Annotated in this window: 11 protein-coding genes, 1 other RNA gene and 1 pseudogene; 7 read left to right on the top strand and 6 right to left on the bottom strand. The window is 45.8% G+C overall.

The window, feature by feature from the left end:
* Positions 1-15: 15 nt before the first annotated feature.
* The 3 genes from ACX5KA_RS14885 to ACX5KA_RS14895 form a co-directional block, all read right to left on the bottom strand.
* A complete protein-coding gene (locus tag ACX5KA_RS14885; RefSeq protein ID WP_039219592.1) occupies positions 16-1,086 on the bottom strand; it encodes a trypsin-like peptidase domain-containing protein in 1,071 nt (356 codons plus the stop codon).
* Between the two features lie 418 nt (positions 1,087-1,504).
* Complete coding sequence (locus ACX5KA_RS14890; protein ID WP_039219753.1) at positions 1,505-2,866, bottom strand: DegQ family serine endoprotease; 1,362 nt, start codon at positions 2,864-2,866, stop codon at positions 1,505-1,507.
* A gap of 88 nt (positions 2,867-2,954) precedes the next feature.
* Positions 2,955-3,389: a ZapG family protein gene (locus tag ACX5KA_RS14895; RefSeq protein ID WP_014948358.1), complete on the bottom strand. Its 435-nt coding sequence runs from the start codon at positions 3,387-3,389 to the stop codon at positions 2,955-2,957.
* 255 nt (positions 3,390-3,644) lie between these two features.
* On the opposite strand from ACX5KA_RS14895, the gene zapE reads away from it, so the two are divergent.
* Together zapE and ACX5KA_RS14905 are read left to right on the top strand one after the other, a co-directional pair.
* Positions 3,645-4,742: a cell division protein ZapE gene (gene zapE / locus ACX5KA_RS14900; RefSeq protein WP_458731524.1), complete on the top strand. Its 1,098-nt coding sequence runs from the start codon at positions 3,645-3,647 to the stop codon at positions 4,740-4,742.
* Positions 4,743-5,072: 330 nt separating this feature from the next.
* Positions 5,073-5,795 (top strand): YebC/PmpR family DNA-binding transcriptional regulator, encoded by a 723-nt coding sequence (locus tag ACX5KA_RS14905; RefSeq protein ID WP_458731525.1) that lies wholly within the window; start codon positions 5,073-5,075, stop codon positions 5,793-5,795.
* Positions 5,796-5,882: 87 nt separating this feature from the next.
* Here the strand turns inward: ACX5KA_RS14905 and ACX5KA_RS14910 are convergent, their stop codons facing one another.
* Positions 5,883-6,059 (bottom strand): EAL domain-containing protein, encoded by a 177-nt coding sequence (locus ACX5KA_RS14910; RefSeq protein ID WP_276203237.1) that lies wholly within the window; start codon positions 6,057-6,059, stop codon positions 5,883-5,885.
* Positions 6,050-6,421 carry an EAL domain-containing protein gene (locus tag ACX5KA_RS14915; RefSeq protein ID WP_276203236.1) on the bottom strand — a complete coding sequence of 124 codons (372 nt, stop codon included), beginning with the start codon at positions 6,419-6,421 and terminating at the stop codon, positions 6,050-6,052. Before ACX5KA_RS14915 ends, ACX5KA_RS14910 begins: the two co-directional genes overlap by 10 nt.
* A gap of 37 nt (positions 6,422-6,458) precedes the next feature.
* On the opposite strand from ACX5KA_RS14915, the pseudogene ACX5KA_RS14920 reads away from it, so the two are divergent.
* The 5 genes and pseudogenes from ACX5KA_RS14920 to rnpB all read left to right on the top strand — a co-directional run.
* Positions 6,459-6,695 (top strand): annotated as a pseudogene (locus ACX5KA_RS14920) (nitroreductase family protein); the annotation flags it as partial.
* 183 nt (positions 6,696-6,878) lie between these two features.
* Positions 6,879-7,256, top strand: a complete 378-nt coding sequence (locus tag ACX5KA_RS14925) for a hypothetical protein (protein WP_039219583.1) — start codon at positions 6,879-6,881, stop codon at positions 7,254-7,256.
* 85 nt (positions 7,257-7,341) lie between these two features.
* The gene (secD, locus tag ACX5KA_RS14930) at positions 7,342-9,909 is read left to right on the top strand and encodes a protein translocase subunit SecD (protein ID WP_458731526.1); all 2,568 of its coding nucleotides are present in this window, start codon (positions 7,342-7,344) and stop codon (positions 9,907-9,909) included.
* 154 nt (positions 9,910-10,063) lie between these two features.
* Positions 10,064-11,527: a potassium/proton antiporter gene (locus ACX5KA_RS14935; protein WP_458731527.1), complete on the top strand. Its 1,464-nt coding sequence runs from the start codon at positions 10,064-10,066 to the stop codon at positions 11,525-11,527.
* A gap of 37 nt (positions 11,528-11,564) precedes the next feature.
* An RNA gene (rnpB, locus tag ACX5KA_RS14940) (RNase P RNA component class A) lies at positions 11,565-11,915 on the top strand.
* 162 nt (positions 11,916-12,077) lie between these two features.
* Here rnpB and ACX5KA_RS14945 read toward each other — a convergent pair.
* Complete coding sequence (locus ACX5KA_RS14945) at positions 12,078-14,474, bottom strand: TonB-dependent receptor (RefSeq protein WP_458731528.1); 2,397 nt, start codon at positions 14,472-14,474, stop codon at positions 12,078-12,080.
* Positions 14,475-14,623 lie beyond the last annotated feature (149 nt).

Here is a 14,623-nt window from a genome sequence, read left to right on the forward strand (position 1 = left end):
GAATATCTATAACAATTATTGGCCCGCACGAAGCTCTGCAACAGTAGCGGTAATAGTTATGGAGCGACCATCGCGACTAAGTTCAATTTCTAGTTCAGTACCGGGTTCGGTTTCGGCAATCATATCCAAGGTTTTGGAAGCACTTTCTAAACGCACACCGTCTATGGCAACAATAATGTCGCCAGGGCGAATACCCGCAATATCGGCAGGGCTGCCTTTACCTACCGCTTGAACATCAATACCCGGCCGGTTGCGATTTTCACCGCCGACAAAACCTAGCTGGCCGCGCACAACGCGCCCGTTACTAATAATTTCATCCATGACTCGCTTGGCCAATTCATAAGGTACGGCGAAATTGATACCATCTACATTGCGAGCGCGGTTATTAGAATCTAATACTTGGAAATTGGCATTGGTAATGCCTAGCAAAATACCGTTGCTATCTACCAGCGCGCCACCAGAGTTACCTTGGTTCAAAACTGCATCGGTTTGAATGAAATCAACATAGTTTGAAAGACCGTTACGACCCGCTCTACTGACAATACCTTGGGTAACTGTTTGGCCTAAGTCGAAGGGATTACCAATCGCCATAACTACATCACCTACATGGGTATCAGGTTCTGATACTTGAGGAATGATATGCAGGTTATCCGCGGTTACCTTCAATACTGCTAGGTCGGTCAAAGGGTCTGTGCCGACAATCTGCGCCTCCAAAATACGGCCGTCTTGCACAGCTACGTAAATGCTATCTGCATCGGCAACTACGTGGTGACAGGTCAGCAGGTAGCCATTCTCTGTCATAATAACGCCTGAACCAAGGTTGGTGCGCCCACGAGATTGATTTCTAAAAATACCAGAGCCGTTTTCAATACTTACGCTATAAATATTAACTACTGCAGGTGCAGAGCGGCTTAACGCGGTGAAATAGCTCTCGCGGCTGGCGCTGACTGAATGAGTATTAAAGAAGCCCTGAGCAAGACCTTTACCATTGCGAAGCTCGGGGATAAACACCAACAGCAGTGCAGCAACAGCAACGCCAAGAATTATAGATTTTAGTAAGAAGTTTATTATTGAGCGGCCAGTCACAAATCACACTTATTGTTGTCTGTCGCACTTACTCTATATGAACCGTCATAGCGGCACTACTTCATAAATTAAAAGCGCAACGTTTTTGAATTATCATTCGTGATATAAAGGATATCACTTTATTCAATAAACTACCGTAATGAAACGCAAATTTTGTGCAACTCGATTAACACTAGCATGTACTTCAAAACTTTTCATGCTGTTCATACATACTTATTTACGTGGACATAGGTGTAGCATTGAGAATGCGGCTTATCAGAGGAGCCCGTAAAGAAGCCCCGTTAGGAAGCTAGGAGAACACTGTTTTCAACGGTTATCATTTGAAAAAAACGGCGCTTATAAAGCGCCGTTTTTATGCTAATTCCCAGCTTGGACACCAACGCGTCTGAGCGGGGGAACGTAATTGAACGTTTAATTGCTACTGTCTGATTACCAAATAAAGCGTAGAGTTTCCACGTTTTACATTGAGTGCAATAACGCCTTTTGCTTCGTCTAGTGCATTTCTAAACTCTGCAACCGTAGACGTACGCACGCGGTTAACGCCAATTATCACATCATCAGATTGAAGGCCAATTCGCGCCGCAGGCGCACCACGCTCAATATCGGAAACCACTACACCAGCATTACCAGCATCGTCGGTGCCGTTAGATAAGGTTGCACCTTCTAGAGCAGGGTGAATTTGAGCAGCGGTAACCGTGGTATCAGTAGCGTCGTCCAACACAACGTCTACATTCATTTTCTTGCCTTTGCGCATAACGGTGAGTTCGACTTCTGCGCCCGCGCCCATACTCGCAATTTTTGCGCGCAGTTCTTGGAAACTGTGAAGTTTTCGACCATTAATCGCAGTAATGATATCACCGGCTTGCAGACCACCTTTTTCAGCAGCCGAGTCTGGCTGTACTTCGCTCACGAAGGCACCAATGTTCACTTCCGCATTCATAGCTTCGGCAAGGCCCGCGTCAATATCGCTACCTAAAATGCCTAGAAGGCCACGGCGAACTTCACCAAACTCTGCAATTTGGTCAACAAGGCTCTTCATCATATTGGCAGGAATGGCAAAACCGATGCCGACGTTGCCGCCGTTAGGACCAAAGATAGCGGTGTTGATGCCAACCAGTTCGCCGTGAAGGTTAACTAACGCACCACCTGAGTTACCGCGGTTAATTGCGGCGTCGGTTTGAATAAAGTCTTCATAACCGCCAATGTTTAAGCCAGAGCGGCCCAGAGCGCTTACAATACCAGATGTAACCGTTTGAGAAAGACCAAACGGATTACCAATTGCTACTACAAAGTCGCCTACGCGCAGCGCGTCAGAATCGGCGAGTGGTAACGCTTTTAAATCATCAGGTTCTATTTTAAGTAACGCGATATCGCTTTGCTCGTCAGAGCCTAGCTTTTTCGCTTTGAACTCGCGCCCGTCTGTTAATTTAACCGTGATTTCGTCCGCGTTATCAACAACGTGATTGTTGGTAACGACGTAACCTTTATCGGCATCAATGATGACACCAGAACCAAGACCTCGGAAAGGGCGCTCTTGAACCTGCTCTTGCGGGGCACCGAAGAAGTAGCGAAACATCTCGGGTACACGCTGCGTAGAGGTTTGTGTTCCTTCTACTGCAATGCTTACTACCGCTGGGGTAGCTTCTTCTAGCATAGGGGCTAAAGAGGGAACTTCATCTTTCTTATCAGAAAAGAACGGTAACGCCGCCTGTGTGCTAGCAGTAAAGCCCAATGAACTTACAACAACGGCAGACGCCAATAGACAATGGCGGAAAGACATTTTCATGTTCGCTTACACTCCTTCATGTTATATGCGACATAGCATGGTTTCATTAAAAGAGTCCGAGGTCGTGATAAAGTTCCCGATGTTACTGTTTTTCTGCGGTATTCTTATCAGATCCGCCGACGAACAGCCCAGAACCCGAGTTAGCGAAATCTCTTGGCTGTGTGTCAGATACACGCTGAACTCTCGATTTGTCAGACCCTTTTAGGTTGTTACGTAAATACGTAGTTGCTTGTTCCCCATAAAAAGGAACTTTGCTGTCATCATCGCTGCCTTGCTCAAGCAGCAATTCATACTCTTCAATTTGTTGCTTTAAGGTTTCGCACTGGCTTTCAATGCTCTCTAAGCTTTGACGAGTTTGATGAATGTGGTGTTGCGCCTGCTGTGCGAGGATCTCTTTAACTTGCTTCTCAGTCTGTGCAGTATTGCCTGCGCCCTGCTTTTGTTGAAAAAAGCGACCTGCGAAAAAGCCAATAATTAACCCAACTACTAACAAAGCAAGAGATACTAACAATTCCATTATATTCTCCGAATCAATCTACATCTTGCAGCCGACCTTTACTTCTACGATCTAAAAGCTGCTTTCGACCATACGCTGAATATAGCAAGGTCGAACCCGAAAAGCGCATACATCGTGACATTTATTCGGTGTATGTCGAATTTCAATGTGAGATTCTACCGTGATTTCCATTAAAATTAAGGTCATAATTGAGAAATTCAAGCAGGTCGGTGCAGCAAGCGCCGCTATTGACTTTTGTATGGAGTGGTTTCGGCGATGACGCCATGGGAAAAATATCAGCTAGATCTTCAGTCGTCTGACTTTCATTACGACGCGGCGCAAGAAAATGCAGTAAAAGAACTTCAACGTTTGTTTGATGAACTTACCCAACCTGAAAAGAAAACGACGTGGCGGGTAAAGTTAAAAGCTGCGTTTGGAAAAGGTCACGCAAAGCCCGGCATTCAGGGTATTTACTTTTATGGCGGTGTAGGGCGAGGCAAAACCTATTTAGTCGATACCTTCTACGACTGCTTGCCGTTCGAGAAGAAAATGCGCGTGCATTTTCACCGCTTTATGTACCGTGTGCACGATGAACTAAAGCAGCTTAAAAGCGCGCAAGACCCGCTAAAGCTAGTAGCAGCCAAGCTAGCAAAAGAGGCGCGGGTAATATGTTTTGACGAGTTTTTCGTGTCTGATATAACCGATGCCATGATTTTAGGCACGTTAATGGAAGAACTGTTTGGTCACGGTATTGTGCTGGTGGCGACGTCGAACATAGTCCCTGACGATTTATATAAAAACGGATTGCAGCGTGCGCGGTTCTTACCAGCCATCGATCTACTCAATCAGAATACCCGCGTGGTAAATGTTGATAGCGGTATTGATTATCGTCTTAGAACGTTAGAGCAAGCCGAAATTTATCATTATCCACTTGATGACGAGGCCACAGAAAACTTGCAAAGCTACTTTTCACAATTAGCACCGGAAGAGGGCTCTAAAGACGAGGATATTGAGGTGAACAACCGAAAAATACCGACGCTTAGAAACGCTGACGGGGTATTGATGATAGATTTTAAAGCCCTGTGTGGCGGGCCCCGTAGCCAGAGCGATTATATTGAGTTAAGCCGTTGTTATCACTCAGTGCTTTTAGCCAATGTTAAGGAAATGGGCCAGCATAATGACGATGTGGCCCGTCGTTTCATTGCGATGGTGGACGAATTTTACGAGCGAAATGTAAAGCTGATCATATCTGCAGAAGTCGCGCTAGAAAGCTTGTACACCGAGGGGCTACTTAATTTTGAGTTCAGGCGCTGTCTGAGCCGCTTAAAGGAAATGCAGTCACACGACTACCTAGCAACCGAGCATTTGCCGTAAACATAAATATGGAGTCAGAGTACATTTTGACCTCATTGAAAATGTGAAAGCTACCAACCTACACCCTTTCTCGGGGCGTTCACATTGGTATTACATGAAAATTAAGGTAGAATTTCGCCCAAATTTTTTGTGTCGCTTAGCCTACCGTTATTTTGGGCAGTGTTTCGCTTGGCAATGTTAAGCACCGTCGCGTTCGGCCATTTATAGAAACGTCGAGTTCGGCAATGCTTCCAAGTAAGGCAGAGCGATGCGCCTGATGAACCGTCAGGCAACAGGTAGCCCGATAAAACCCAACGCAGCATTTCAAATTGCGAGAAAGAGAATTTTAAGATGGGAAGAGCATTCGAAGTTCGTAAAAACGCCATGGCAAAAACTGCCGGCCAAAAAACTAAAGTTTATTCTAAATACGGTAAAGAAATTTACGTATGTGCGAAAAATGGTGGTGCCGATCCTAACACCAACCTTTCACTTCGCCGCCTAATGGAAAAAGCGAAGAAAGATCAAGTACCAAGCCACGTTATTGAAAAAGCGATTGATAAAGCCGCTGGTGGCGCTGGCGAAGACTTCCAGCCTATGCGTTATGAAGGTTTTGGCCCAGGTAACTGCATGGTAATTGTTGACTGCTTGTCTGACAATGCAAACCGCACCATTACCGAAGTACGTAACTGCTTTACTAAAACTAACGCGAAACTTGGTGCACAGGGTGCGGTATCGCATATGTTCGATCACCAAGCAGTATTCCAGTTTGAAGGTGACGACGAAGACGCTATCCTAGAAGTGCTTATGGAAGCTGACGTAGACGTAACTGACGTTGAAGTAGAAGACAATAAAGTGACCGTTTACGCGCCACACACTGAATTCTATCAAGTAAAAACAGCGCTAACCGAAGCCTATCCAGACATTAGCTTTATTGCAGAAGAAATGAGCTGGATGCCTCAGACTGAAACTGAGATTAGCGAAGAAGACATGCCGATGTTTGAAAAATTCATGGACATGCTTAACGACTGTGACGACGTACAAGACGTTTACCACAACGCGATTACGCCTAATTAAAATGCGAATATATCTCGTTTTTTAGCGTAAAAGCCCCTCAACAGAGGGGCTTTTCGTTATAAGCATGATGTTATCTTAGCTTTACTTTTATCCAGCTAGACGCTTAATTAAATCATCCCAAAGTAAGGGACGAGATAAGAAATACCCCTGTGCCCAGTCACAGCCATGCCTCTTCAAGTAGTTTAACTGCTCTTCAGTTTCAACTCCTTCTGCGATAACACGCAAGCCGTAAAGCTCGGCAAGGTTTTGTATAATTAAAACCATTTAGCTTCGTGGCTCTTTTTCAGAAAATAGATCACTGACAAAAGAGCGATCAATTTTAAGGCATTGGCAGGGTAGTGGATAAGTTGGCTGAATGCGGTATAACCCGTACCAAAGTCGTCGAGTGCTAAGGATACACCTAGTGCGTTTAACACATTAAGGGTTTCTAAACAGGCTTTATCTCCAGCAACCAATGCGGTTTCAGTTACTTCCAATTCTACGCTACAAGGACTTACCTTGTGTGTTTCAAGTAAACGTTTAACCAGAGGTGGAAAGTTTTCGTTGGTTAACTCCACGCCAGATATATTGATGCACATCTTTCCTGTAAAATTGTGTTGTTGCTGCAATACTTCAAGGCTTTGCAAAGCGTGATCTATTACCCATAAATAATTTCTTTTATAAGCGCAAGTTTATCTAGCGTTAGGCAATGTTCTTCACACGCTGGCGCGTTTAGGCATAGCATCTACGCCAATGGAAGGGGTTGATCCTGAGTTACTTGGTGAATTGTTTAGAGATGAACTAGACGGTCACGTGTGTGAAGTCGCATTAGCGATTGGTTACCCAGATACTGAGAAAGATTGGAATTACGGCCTTCCAAAAGCGCGCTTGGCGAAAGAAGACGTTATTGCAATCGTGTAACCTGTATTGGCAAGGTGGCGCGAGAGTATATGTACGTCACCCGTAAATATGATAAACGTGAATTGTCAAAAGAGTCCTTAAATTGGGCTCTTTTTAATATAGCGATTGAATTTGCTTTTTTAGCCCCCACTTTCTTCCACTGACAACCCACAGCTGTTACCTCTAACCGCTAATGGAACTCTGGTGAATACAATCTTTAAACGCTTTTACCCCTCTACATTTGCGCCTTTCCTCATGGCGTGGGTATTGTCGTATCTGGTTGTTAGTACCGGGTTTCAGCTACCTGATGTAGCGAGTAATGCCGAGGTAACATCACAGTCACCGCTTGCTAAGTTTGTTCATAACTCGCAAAGCTACTCTCTGCGGTTTAACGTCAGCAAGCTGACGGCCAACAACAGTGAGCAGCCTACCGATGCCGATCTCTTAGGGCTAATACCTGCTTCGTTGAACTCGGTTTATGCCGGCCTTTTTGCTGTCAATACACGTTCAGCAAACGTTCCTTTTCGGTCACAAAGGTGGGTTAAACCAAGCCCTCGCGCACCACCCTCTATCCTGATTTAACAACTCATATGCGTCAAAACGGGAGCACACCTGTTGTGATCTTAAATTTGGCGACCTTAAAAACATTATTATTCAGGATTTTAAAATGGCACGATTTTCATTTCGTGGCTTTGTGTATGTGCTCATCGTTATGCTCGGTTTACTGAGCGCTGCGCCCAACATATTGCCACAATCAATTAAACAGCAACTACCTACGTGGTACACCACGTCCACACTATCTTTAGGCTTAGATTTGCAAGGAGGTTCGCATCTGCTATTAGCCGCAGACACCAACGCCTTGTTTGAAAAGCAGCTCAACAGCTTTTCGAGTGACTTACTTAGCGAATTGCGCAGTCAAAAAGTGCGCTATACAAAAACGTCTCATTCACTCATTCATAAAGATAGTCGTTCTGGAAGTGTCGTTTTTACACTGCGTAGTGCAGATGATGCGAGAAAGGTAAAAGACATCGCATACCAAATTTCAGCTCAGCCAAATGGTTCAAGTGCACTTGATGTAGAGATAAAGCAAAGCACCGTTACCCTTACGCTTAACGAGCTATATACCGAACAACTGGTTAAAGACACGTTAAGCCGAAGTGTTGAAGTAGTTCGAAAGCGTTTGAATGAAACGGGGCTTACTGAGCCTAGCGTTACGCTACAAGGTAAAGACGCCATTTTAGTTCAGATGCCGGGTATGTCTGACCCCACTCAAGTTAAAAAATTATTGGGCACTACCGCACAAATGACTTTTCACTGGGCCGCGAATAGCCAGTCTGAGCAGGTTATGAATAAGCAAGATGCGGCGGGTAATACCTATCGCTTAGAGCAAAAAGTGGCGCTAGAAGGTGAGCATATTACTGATGCGGCAGGTGTCTTAAGTAGTGAAAATGGCCAGCCAGTAGTGACGTTCCGATTAGACAGCGCAGGTGCCAAGCAGTTTGCCACTATGACACGTGACAACATCGGCCGTGTGCTTGCTATCGTACTTGACGACAAAGTGGTTACAGCCCCCGTTATAAATAGCGTGATTCCGGGTGGTCGTGGTGAAATAACCGGTAACTTTACATTGCCCGAGGCGGGCAACACTGCACTAATGCTTCGCACTGGTGCGCTACCTGTGCCACTTACCATTATAGAAGAACGCACGGTGGGGCCAGATTTAGGCAGCGATGCCATTCAAACCGGAGTGGAAAGCGGCGTGGCAGGCGCGTTACTGGTATTGGCATTTATGGTGGCGATTTACGGCAGGTGGGGCGCTATCGCAAGTTTTGCTCTTTGTATCAATATGGCGTTGGTGTTTGGCGCTTTAACCCTGTTTGGCGCAACACTGACGTTACCGGGCATTGCAGGTTTAATCCTGACCATGGGCATGGCGGTAGACGCGAACATTTTGATTAATGAACGTATTCGTGAAGAAAGTAAGAAAGGTCGTCCGGCAGCCAGTGCAATAGAAGTGGGTTTTGATAAAGCGTTCGCAACTATTGTGGATTCAAACTTCACCACACTAATAGCGGTAAGTTTGTTGTTTATGTTTGGTAGCGGCCCTATTAAAGGGTTTGCAATTACTATTGCTCTTGGTCTGGTGTCTTCGGTATTTACTGCTGTAGCCCTAACTAAAATGTTAATGCTAAGAGTGGTTAAGTCGAAGCAAAAGAGCACGCAAGATCGCGCGCAGCAGCGCGTCCCTTTGCGCTTTTCATCCCCGCTTTTGCGGTTAAGCGATAAGCTTAGCGGTATTAATTTTCTGGCAAAACGTAAAATTGCACTTGCTGTTTCTGTAGTGCTAACCGTGCTTTCAATCGGCTTGTTTGCTAAGCCTGGCTTACATTATGGCGTCGACTTTACCGGTGGCACCATGATTGAGTTGACCGCACCAACCCTTACTACCGATGAGCTAAGGAATGTGATTGAAAGCAATGGCTTTGATCAGATAGCAATTCAAGAATATGGCAGTGAACATCACTATTTATTGCGAGCACCTGTTCTAGATAGCAGTGGCGAGCTTGAAAATAGCAACGCAAAGCAGACTGACGCACTAAAGCGTGCGATTTCGAAAGCCGACAGTGAGGTAAGTTTTGATAAAATTGATATGGTAGGACCCAAGGTCAGCGGAGGCTTCGCCGAGCTATCCATTCTAGCACTGCTTATCGCAGGTGGCGGCATGTTGGTGTATCTGTGTGCACGCTTTGAAGCGCATTTTGCGAGCGCAGCGCTGCTAACCGTGATACTCGATTTAACCAAGACCATAGGCTTTTTCGCGCTTACGGGTATCGAATTTAACTTAACGGCTGTTGCAGCACTGTTGGCGCTCATTGGTTACTCTATAAACGATAAAGTGGTGGTGCTTGATCGCATCCGTGAATTATTGCGTTTAGACCCAAACAAGCCATTGGCAGATACTATTAATGAGGCCGTGAACAGCACGCTAAGCCGCACGGTATTCACTTCCGTTACCACGCTGTTGGCGTTGTTACCGATGGCTATTTTTGGCGGTGATGCAGTAGAAAGTTTTGCAGTCCCTATGGTTTTTGCTGTCGTGATTGGCACGTCATCGACCTTGTTTATCACCTCTACGCTGCTGTATTTGTTGGGCAGTAGAAGAGAGAAACAAGGCAAAGCGCAGTTAAAGCCTACTGCAGAAGAGATTAAGGCTTCGTTGTCGCACATCCCTTAGACGACACGAGCTCCTTAACTTTATTACCCTGCCGCGTTTCTGTACCTAAATACTTTGGTAACAAAACGCGGTAAGGTGTCAGTATTAACAGGAACCCTCGATGCGTACTTCTAGTCTTGCGTAAGCATGCATCAGTGGCAATAAGGAACGTATAATGTTTGCAGTTGATCACATTATTTTACTTAGCGCAGTGCTGGCTATTTTAGGTGTGCTGGCTAGTAAGCTGTCTCCGCGCTTTGGCGTACCTGTATTGGTGCTATTTCTTGGTGTTGGTATGCTTGCTGGTGAAGATGGGATTGGCCGAATTTTCTTTGATAATGCCGATGCTGCGCATGCTATTGGTACATTTGCTCTTATTCTCATCCTATTTGATGGCGGTCTGCAAACGTCAAAAAAATCTATAGCGCAGGCGTGGAAACCCGCCGCGTTACTCGCCACTATTGGCGTAATTGGTACGGCAGTGATCACCGGTATCGCTGCTATGGTTATTCTCGATTTACCGCTTTATAAGGGCTTATTGCTTGGTGCTATTGTAGGGTCGACAGACGCCGCAGCAGTATTTTCTGTTCTGCGCAACGCTGGTATACGCATTCCTTCAAAAATAAAATCCACACTAGAGCTGGAAAGTGCCTCGAACGATCCAATGGCCATATTCCTCACAATTGGCCTTATTACGCTTATTCAAGACAGCACCACTAAGCCCATTGACTTACTTTCGCTGTTTGCCAGTCAAATGGGAGTGGGAGCGATAGTGGGCCTTGCCATTGGCGGTATTGCAGTATGGCTTTTCAGACGCATCACCTTAATGGCCATCGGTTTGTACCCGGTATTTGTGATGTTGTTTGGTGTATTGTCTTTTGGCCTTGCTGCGAACTTAAATGGCAGCGGCTTTCTCGCTACCTTTATAACGGGTGTTATCGTGGGTAATAGCCGCTTTGCTTATCAGCGTAATACGTTCGTGTTTCTGGATGGGCTGGCCTGGCTTGGGCAAATTGCCATGTTCGTTATCTTAGGTTTGTTGGTAACGCCCACCGAGCTGTTTGTGAATTGGAAAGAAGGCCTTTTAATTGCGTTTGTGCTTATTTTTATTGCCCGTCCGCTGGTGGTTATGCCGATTTTGTTGCTTTCGAAATTTTCGTTCAAAGCATCGTTGCTCATCTCATGGGTGGGTTTACGCGGTTCGGTGCCAATTATACTCGCTATATTTCCGCTAATATTCGGCATGCCATATGCCGAGCTCATTTTTAATGTGGTGTTCTTTATCGTGCTTATTTCCGCCTTGTTGCAAGGTTCCACCTTACCTTATGCGGCGCGTAAGTTAGGTTTAGTGTTGGACGATGAAGTAAAGGAATCGAGCACGCTGGAGATTGTAAAAGTTGCTAAGAGCAAGCGCGAGCTTATAGAAATAGAGGTATCGAAGTTATCACCGGCACTACATAAAACCATTAGCGAATTAGCTCTTCCCGATAATACGGTAGTGGCAATGATTGCCCGCGGTGAAGAAACCCTTATACCTAAAGGAAGTACCAAAATAGAAATGGGCGACCAAATTTTTATTATCACCAAACTGCTCGATAAAAGCGCCGTTGAGCACTGCTTTTACAGCGAGCAGGAATAGGGTGCTATTGTAAGGTACTTCATGTAGAATGCGCCGCGGAGTTGGCCAGGCAATCGCCGCTTTCGTAAGAAAGGGGAGGAAAGTCCGGGCTCCAAAGGGCAGGGTGCCAGATAACGTCTGGGCGGCGCGAGCCGACGACAAGTGCAGCAGAGAGAAGACCGCCTAAGCATGTTTACATGCCGGTAAGGGTGAAAGGGTGCGGTAAGAGCGCACCGCACCTCTGGTAACAGAGTGTGGCAAGGTAAACTCCACCCGGAGCAAGACCAAATAGGATCCCTCAACGTGTGGCCCGCATGGGGATCGGGTAGGTTGCTTGAATCAGTGAGCGATTGCTGATCTAGAGGAATGGTTGCCCACGACAGAACCCGGCTTACGGCCAACTCCACTCTTTTCTTAGCTAGCTTTTCAAAACGCACTTATAGTGCCGCTTTTCTTTGAAGCTTTTTCCTAAAGTCGGTGAAAGCTATTCCTGTAGCAGCTGACGGCTATTCATATCGAGGTGAAGCCTCTACCTGAAAGTAAACCCTCAGGCAGAGACATTTATCGCTCGTTACTGGAAGAAGTAACGGAAAGTTGCGCCTACTGTACGTGGCTGATTCACCGTAAACCCAAGCCGAGCTCGTCCACCACGTTCTCTATCAAAGGATAGCTGCGCGTTTTCGTCGAACAGGTTGTTTGCATACAGCAATATTTCATAGTCATCGTAGGTGAGACCAAAGCTCATATTAAGCGTACCGTAGTCGTCTAACAACAAGTCTAATTCCGTTGTTTCTGCGCCAGTGGCACCGCCAAAGGCAAGGCCTGAAGTGAATATACCTGCGCCTGCAACTTGGTCGCTAGGCTGGGTAATGCGGTCGCCCACGTATTGATAAGAGCCTTGGAAATAGGTGCTGTTTGAAGAGAATAAAGGCTGCGCTAAATCGTAGGTAAATGCGATGGCAAAGCTCTCTTCAGGTACTGAAGCTAAGCGGTTGCCGTCTTCAACACCACCTAGCACCGCACCATCACCGTCAACAACGGTTGAATCGAACTCGGCTTCAATGATGCTACCCGTTAACGAGAAAAAGAGCTGGTCAGTAAACTGACGTGTAAGCTCAAATTCAATACCTTGGGTGTGGGCGTCAGGCACGTTAAATGATACACGTGACGAGCAAGAACCAGCATCCAATGTAACCTGAAGATCTTCAATATCGTTATAGAAAGCCGAGATGTTAGCTGTCCATCCACGACCTGAAGACTTCATGCCAATCTCATAGTTGGTGAGCTTTTCATCGTCATAGTCTTGGAACGAACCAAAGATGGCTTCATCTTGGTCGGTACACAGGCTTCTATTTAGCGGGTCATTTACACCGCCAAGTCTAAATCCTTGAGATACCTGAGCATTTAAGTTCACGTTTTCGTTTACGCTATACTGGCCGATAACGCGAGAAGTAAAGCCATCTGATTCTGTAGAATCGGTCTGGTTGTCGCCGTTGGCAAATAAGCCCCCAGAGATAAACTGACGCTCTTCTTCATAATCGTAAAAACGAGAGCCCACGGTCATTTTAAAGTCATCGTTCACTTGATAGTTCACTTCACCAAACACAGCAAGCTGCTTCAAGTCGTACGGTAAATAGGCGTTGTAGGGAGAATCAGCTTCAAAACCATTGGCAACCGCTGCTGACGTGCCTTCACCTAAGGTGGCGTCGGTAAATGCGTCGTACCCAGGGGTAGGGAGTGATTGGTCGTAAACACGCTCTGTAGAAGAGTAGAAAGCGCCAACTAGCCAGTCTAGCGCGCCATCGCCATTGGATGCGGCGCGAAGCTCAAAGGTATCTTGCTCTACTTCTGTTCTGTCTAATAAGTTCGACGGTAATAGTACGGCTTCATCGGGAAAACCTAAGTCGATACTTACTGAGCCCGAAAGCGCGCTGGCATCACGACTTACAAGAATATCGCGGTCGGTATAGCTATAAACAAAGGTAAAGTCAGCAACGTCAGCTTGATATTCAGCAGTTACGTCAGCAATCAAGGTATCGTCAGAGAAGCCTTCTTCAAGCAACAGGTATTGTTCTCGTTCACCCAATTGAATAGCTGGGCGGGTCGTTGTGTAAGGGTTACCAAACAGGTTATACACTTCTTGACGGTTAAATCCATTCATTTCCAGTTCTTGGAAAATAAGTCGTGGAGTAATGGTTAATTTATCATTTGGCGCTATCACGAAGGCAACGCGACCGCCGGTTCTATCGCCGTCATTAACGTCTTCTTTAAACGCGCCATTTTCGCCATAAGCATCAATAAAACCCGCGTAGTCTGTGCGATACACTACAGCGCGCATAGCGATGGTATCTGAGATGGGTAGGTTAACCATACCTTTCACGTGTCCGCCTACGCCGCCATCGGTCACTGTATTTAAGTTTGCTTCAAATTTACCTTCAAAGGTGTCTAATTCAGGCTGGTTGGTAATGTATCGAAGGGTACCGCCAATAGAACCCGAGCCAAACAATGTGCCTTGTGGGCCGCGCAGCGTTTCAATACGGTTAAGATCAAAAAGATCGAGATCTGGTGTGAATAGAGATAGCGAGATCACGCTTTCATCAAGGTATACGCCGACCTGCTCTTTAACGCCTGGTTGGTCTCGTACAATTTGACCCGCTGAAACGCCACGCATAGATACTTGGCTTTGGCCTGGTCCTAAGTTTTGAATTGAGACGCTCGCCACGTTTCTTGCGACGTCTTCTAAGTTTCCTGCACCGCTGCGTTCAAAGTCTCGCTGCGTTTGTGCGTTGATTGAAAAAGGAATGTCTTCAATGGATTCTGCACGCTTTGTTGCAGTTACTATGATCTGCTCAAAGTCATCGTCATCTTTTTGTTGTGTGTCCTGAGCCATTGCACCGGAGCTAAGCAGCCCCATTACCGCAACGCTAAGTGTGCTTCGTCTAAACGACGATTTTTCTATTTTAAACATAAGTCCATCCAGATTTTTTGTTTCTATTTTGTTGTCAGGCAAGGGGGTAATGTGGCAAAAAAGTTGGTTTATTTCCATAAATTGCGAAACAAATATTTCATTTTTTGTTGCATCTAATGCTGTATGTTTTTCTTGTTAACTTGGTGTTA

The sequence above is a fragment of the Alteromonas alvinellae genome (assembly GCF_902705805.1).

What these genes read in the sequence shown, in the direction of transcription:
- ACX5KA_RS14890 (WP_039219753.1), bottom strand. Translation starts at nt 2,866, where the DNA reads ATGTCTTTCCGCCATTGTCTATTGGCGTCTGCCGTTGTTGTAAGTTCA.
- ACX5KA_RS14895 (WP_014948358.1), bottom strand. Translation starts at nt 3,389, where the DNA reads ATGGAATTGTTAGTATCTCTTGCTTTGTTAGTAGTTGGGTTAATTATT.
- secD (WP_458731526.1), top strand. Translation starts at nt 7,342, where the DNA reads ATGGCACGATTTTCATTTCGTGGCTTTGTGTATGTGCTCATCGTTATG.
- ACX5KA_RS14910 (WP_276203237.1), bottom strand. Translation starts at nt 6,059, where the DNA reads ATGGTTTTAATTATACAAAACCTTGCCGAGCTTTACGGCTTGCGTGTT.
- ACX5KA_RS14905 (WP_458731525.1), top strand. Translation starts at nt 5,073, where the DNA reads ATGGGAAGAGCATTCGAAGTTCGTAAAAACGCCATGGCAAAAACTGCC.
- ACX5KA_RS14945 (WP_458731528.1), bottom strand. Translation starts at nt 14,474, where the DNA reads ATGTTTAAAATAGAAAAATCGTCGTTTAGACGAAGCACACTTAGCGTT.
- ACX5KA_RS14935 (WP_458731527.1), top strand. Translation starts at nt 10,064, where the DNA reads ATGTTTGCAGTTGATCACATTATTTTACTTAGCGCAGTGCTGGCTATT.
- zapE (WP_458731524.1), top strand. Translation starts at nt 3,645, where the DNA reads ATGACGCCATGGGAAAAATATCAGCTAGATCTTCAGTCGTCTGACTTT.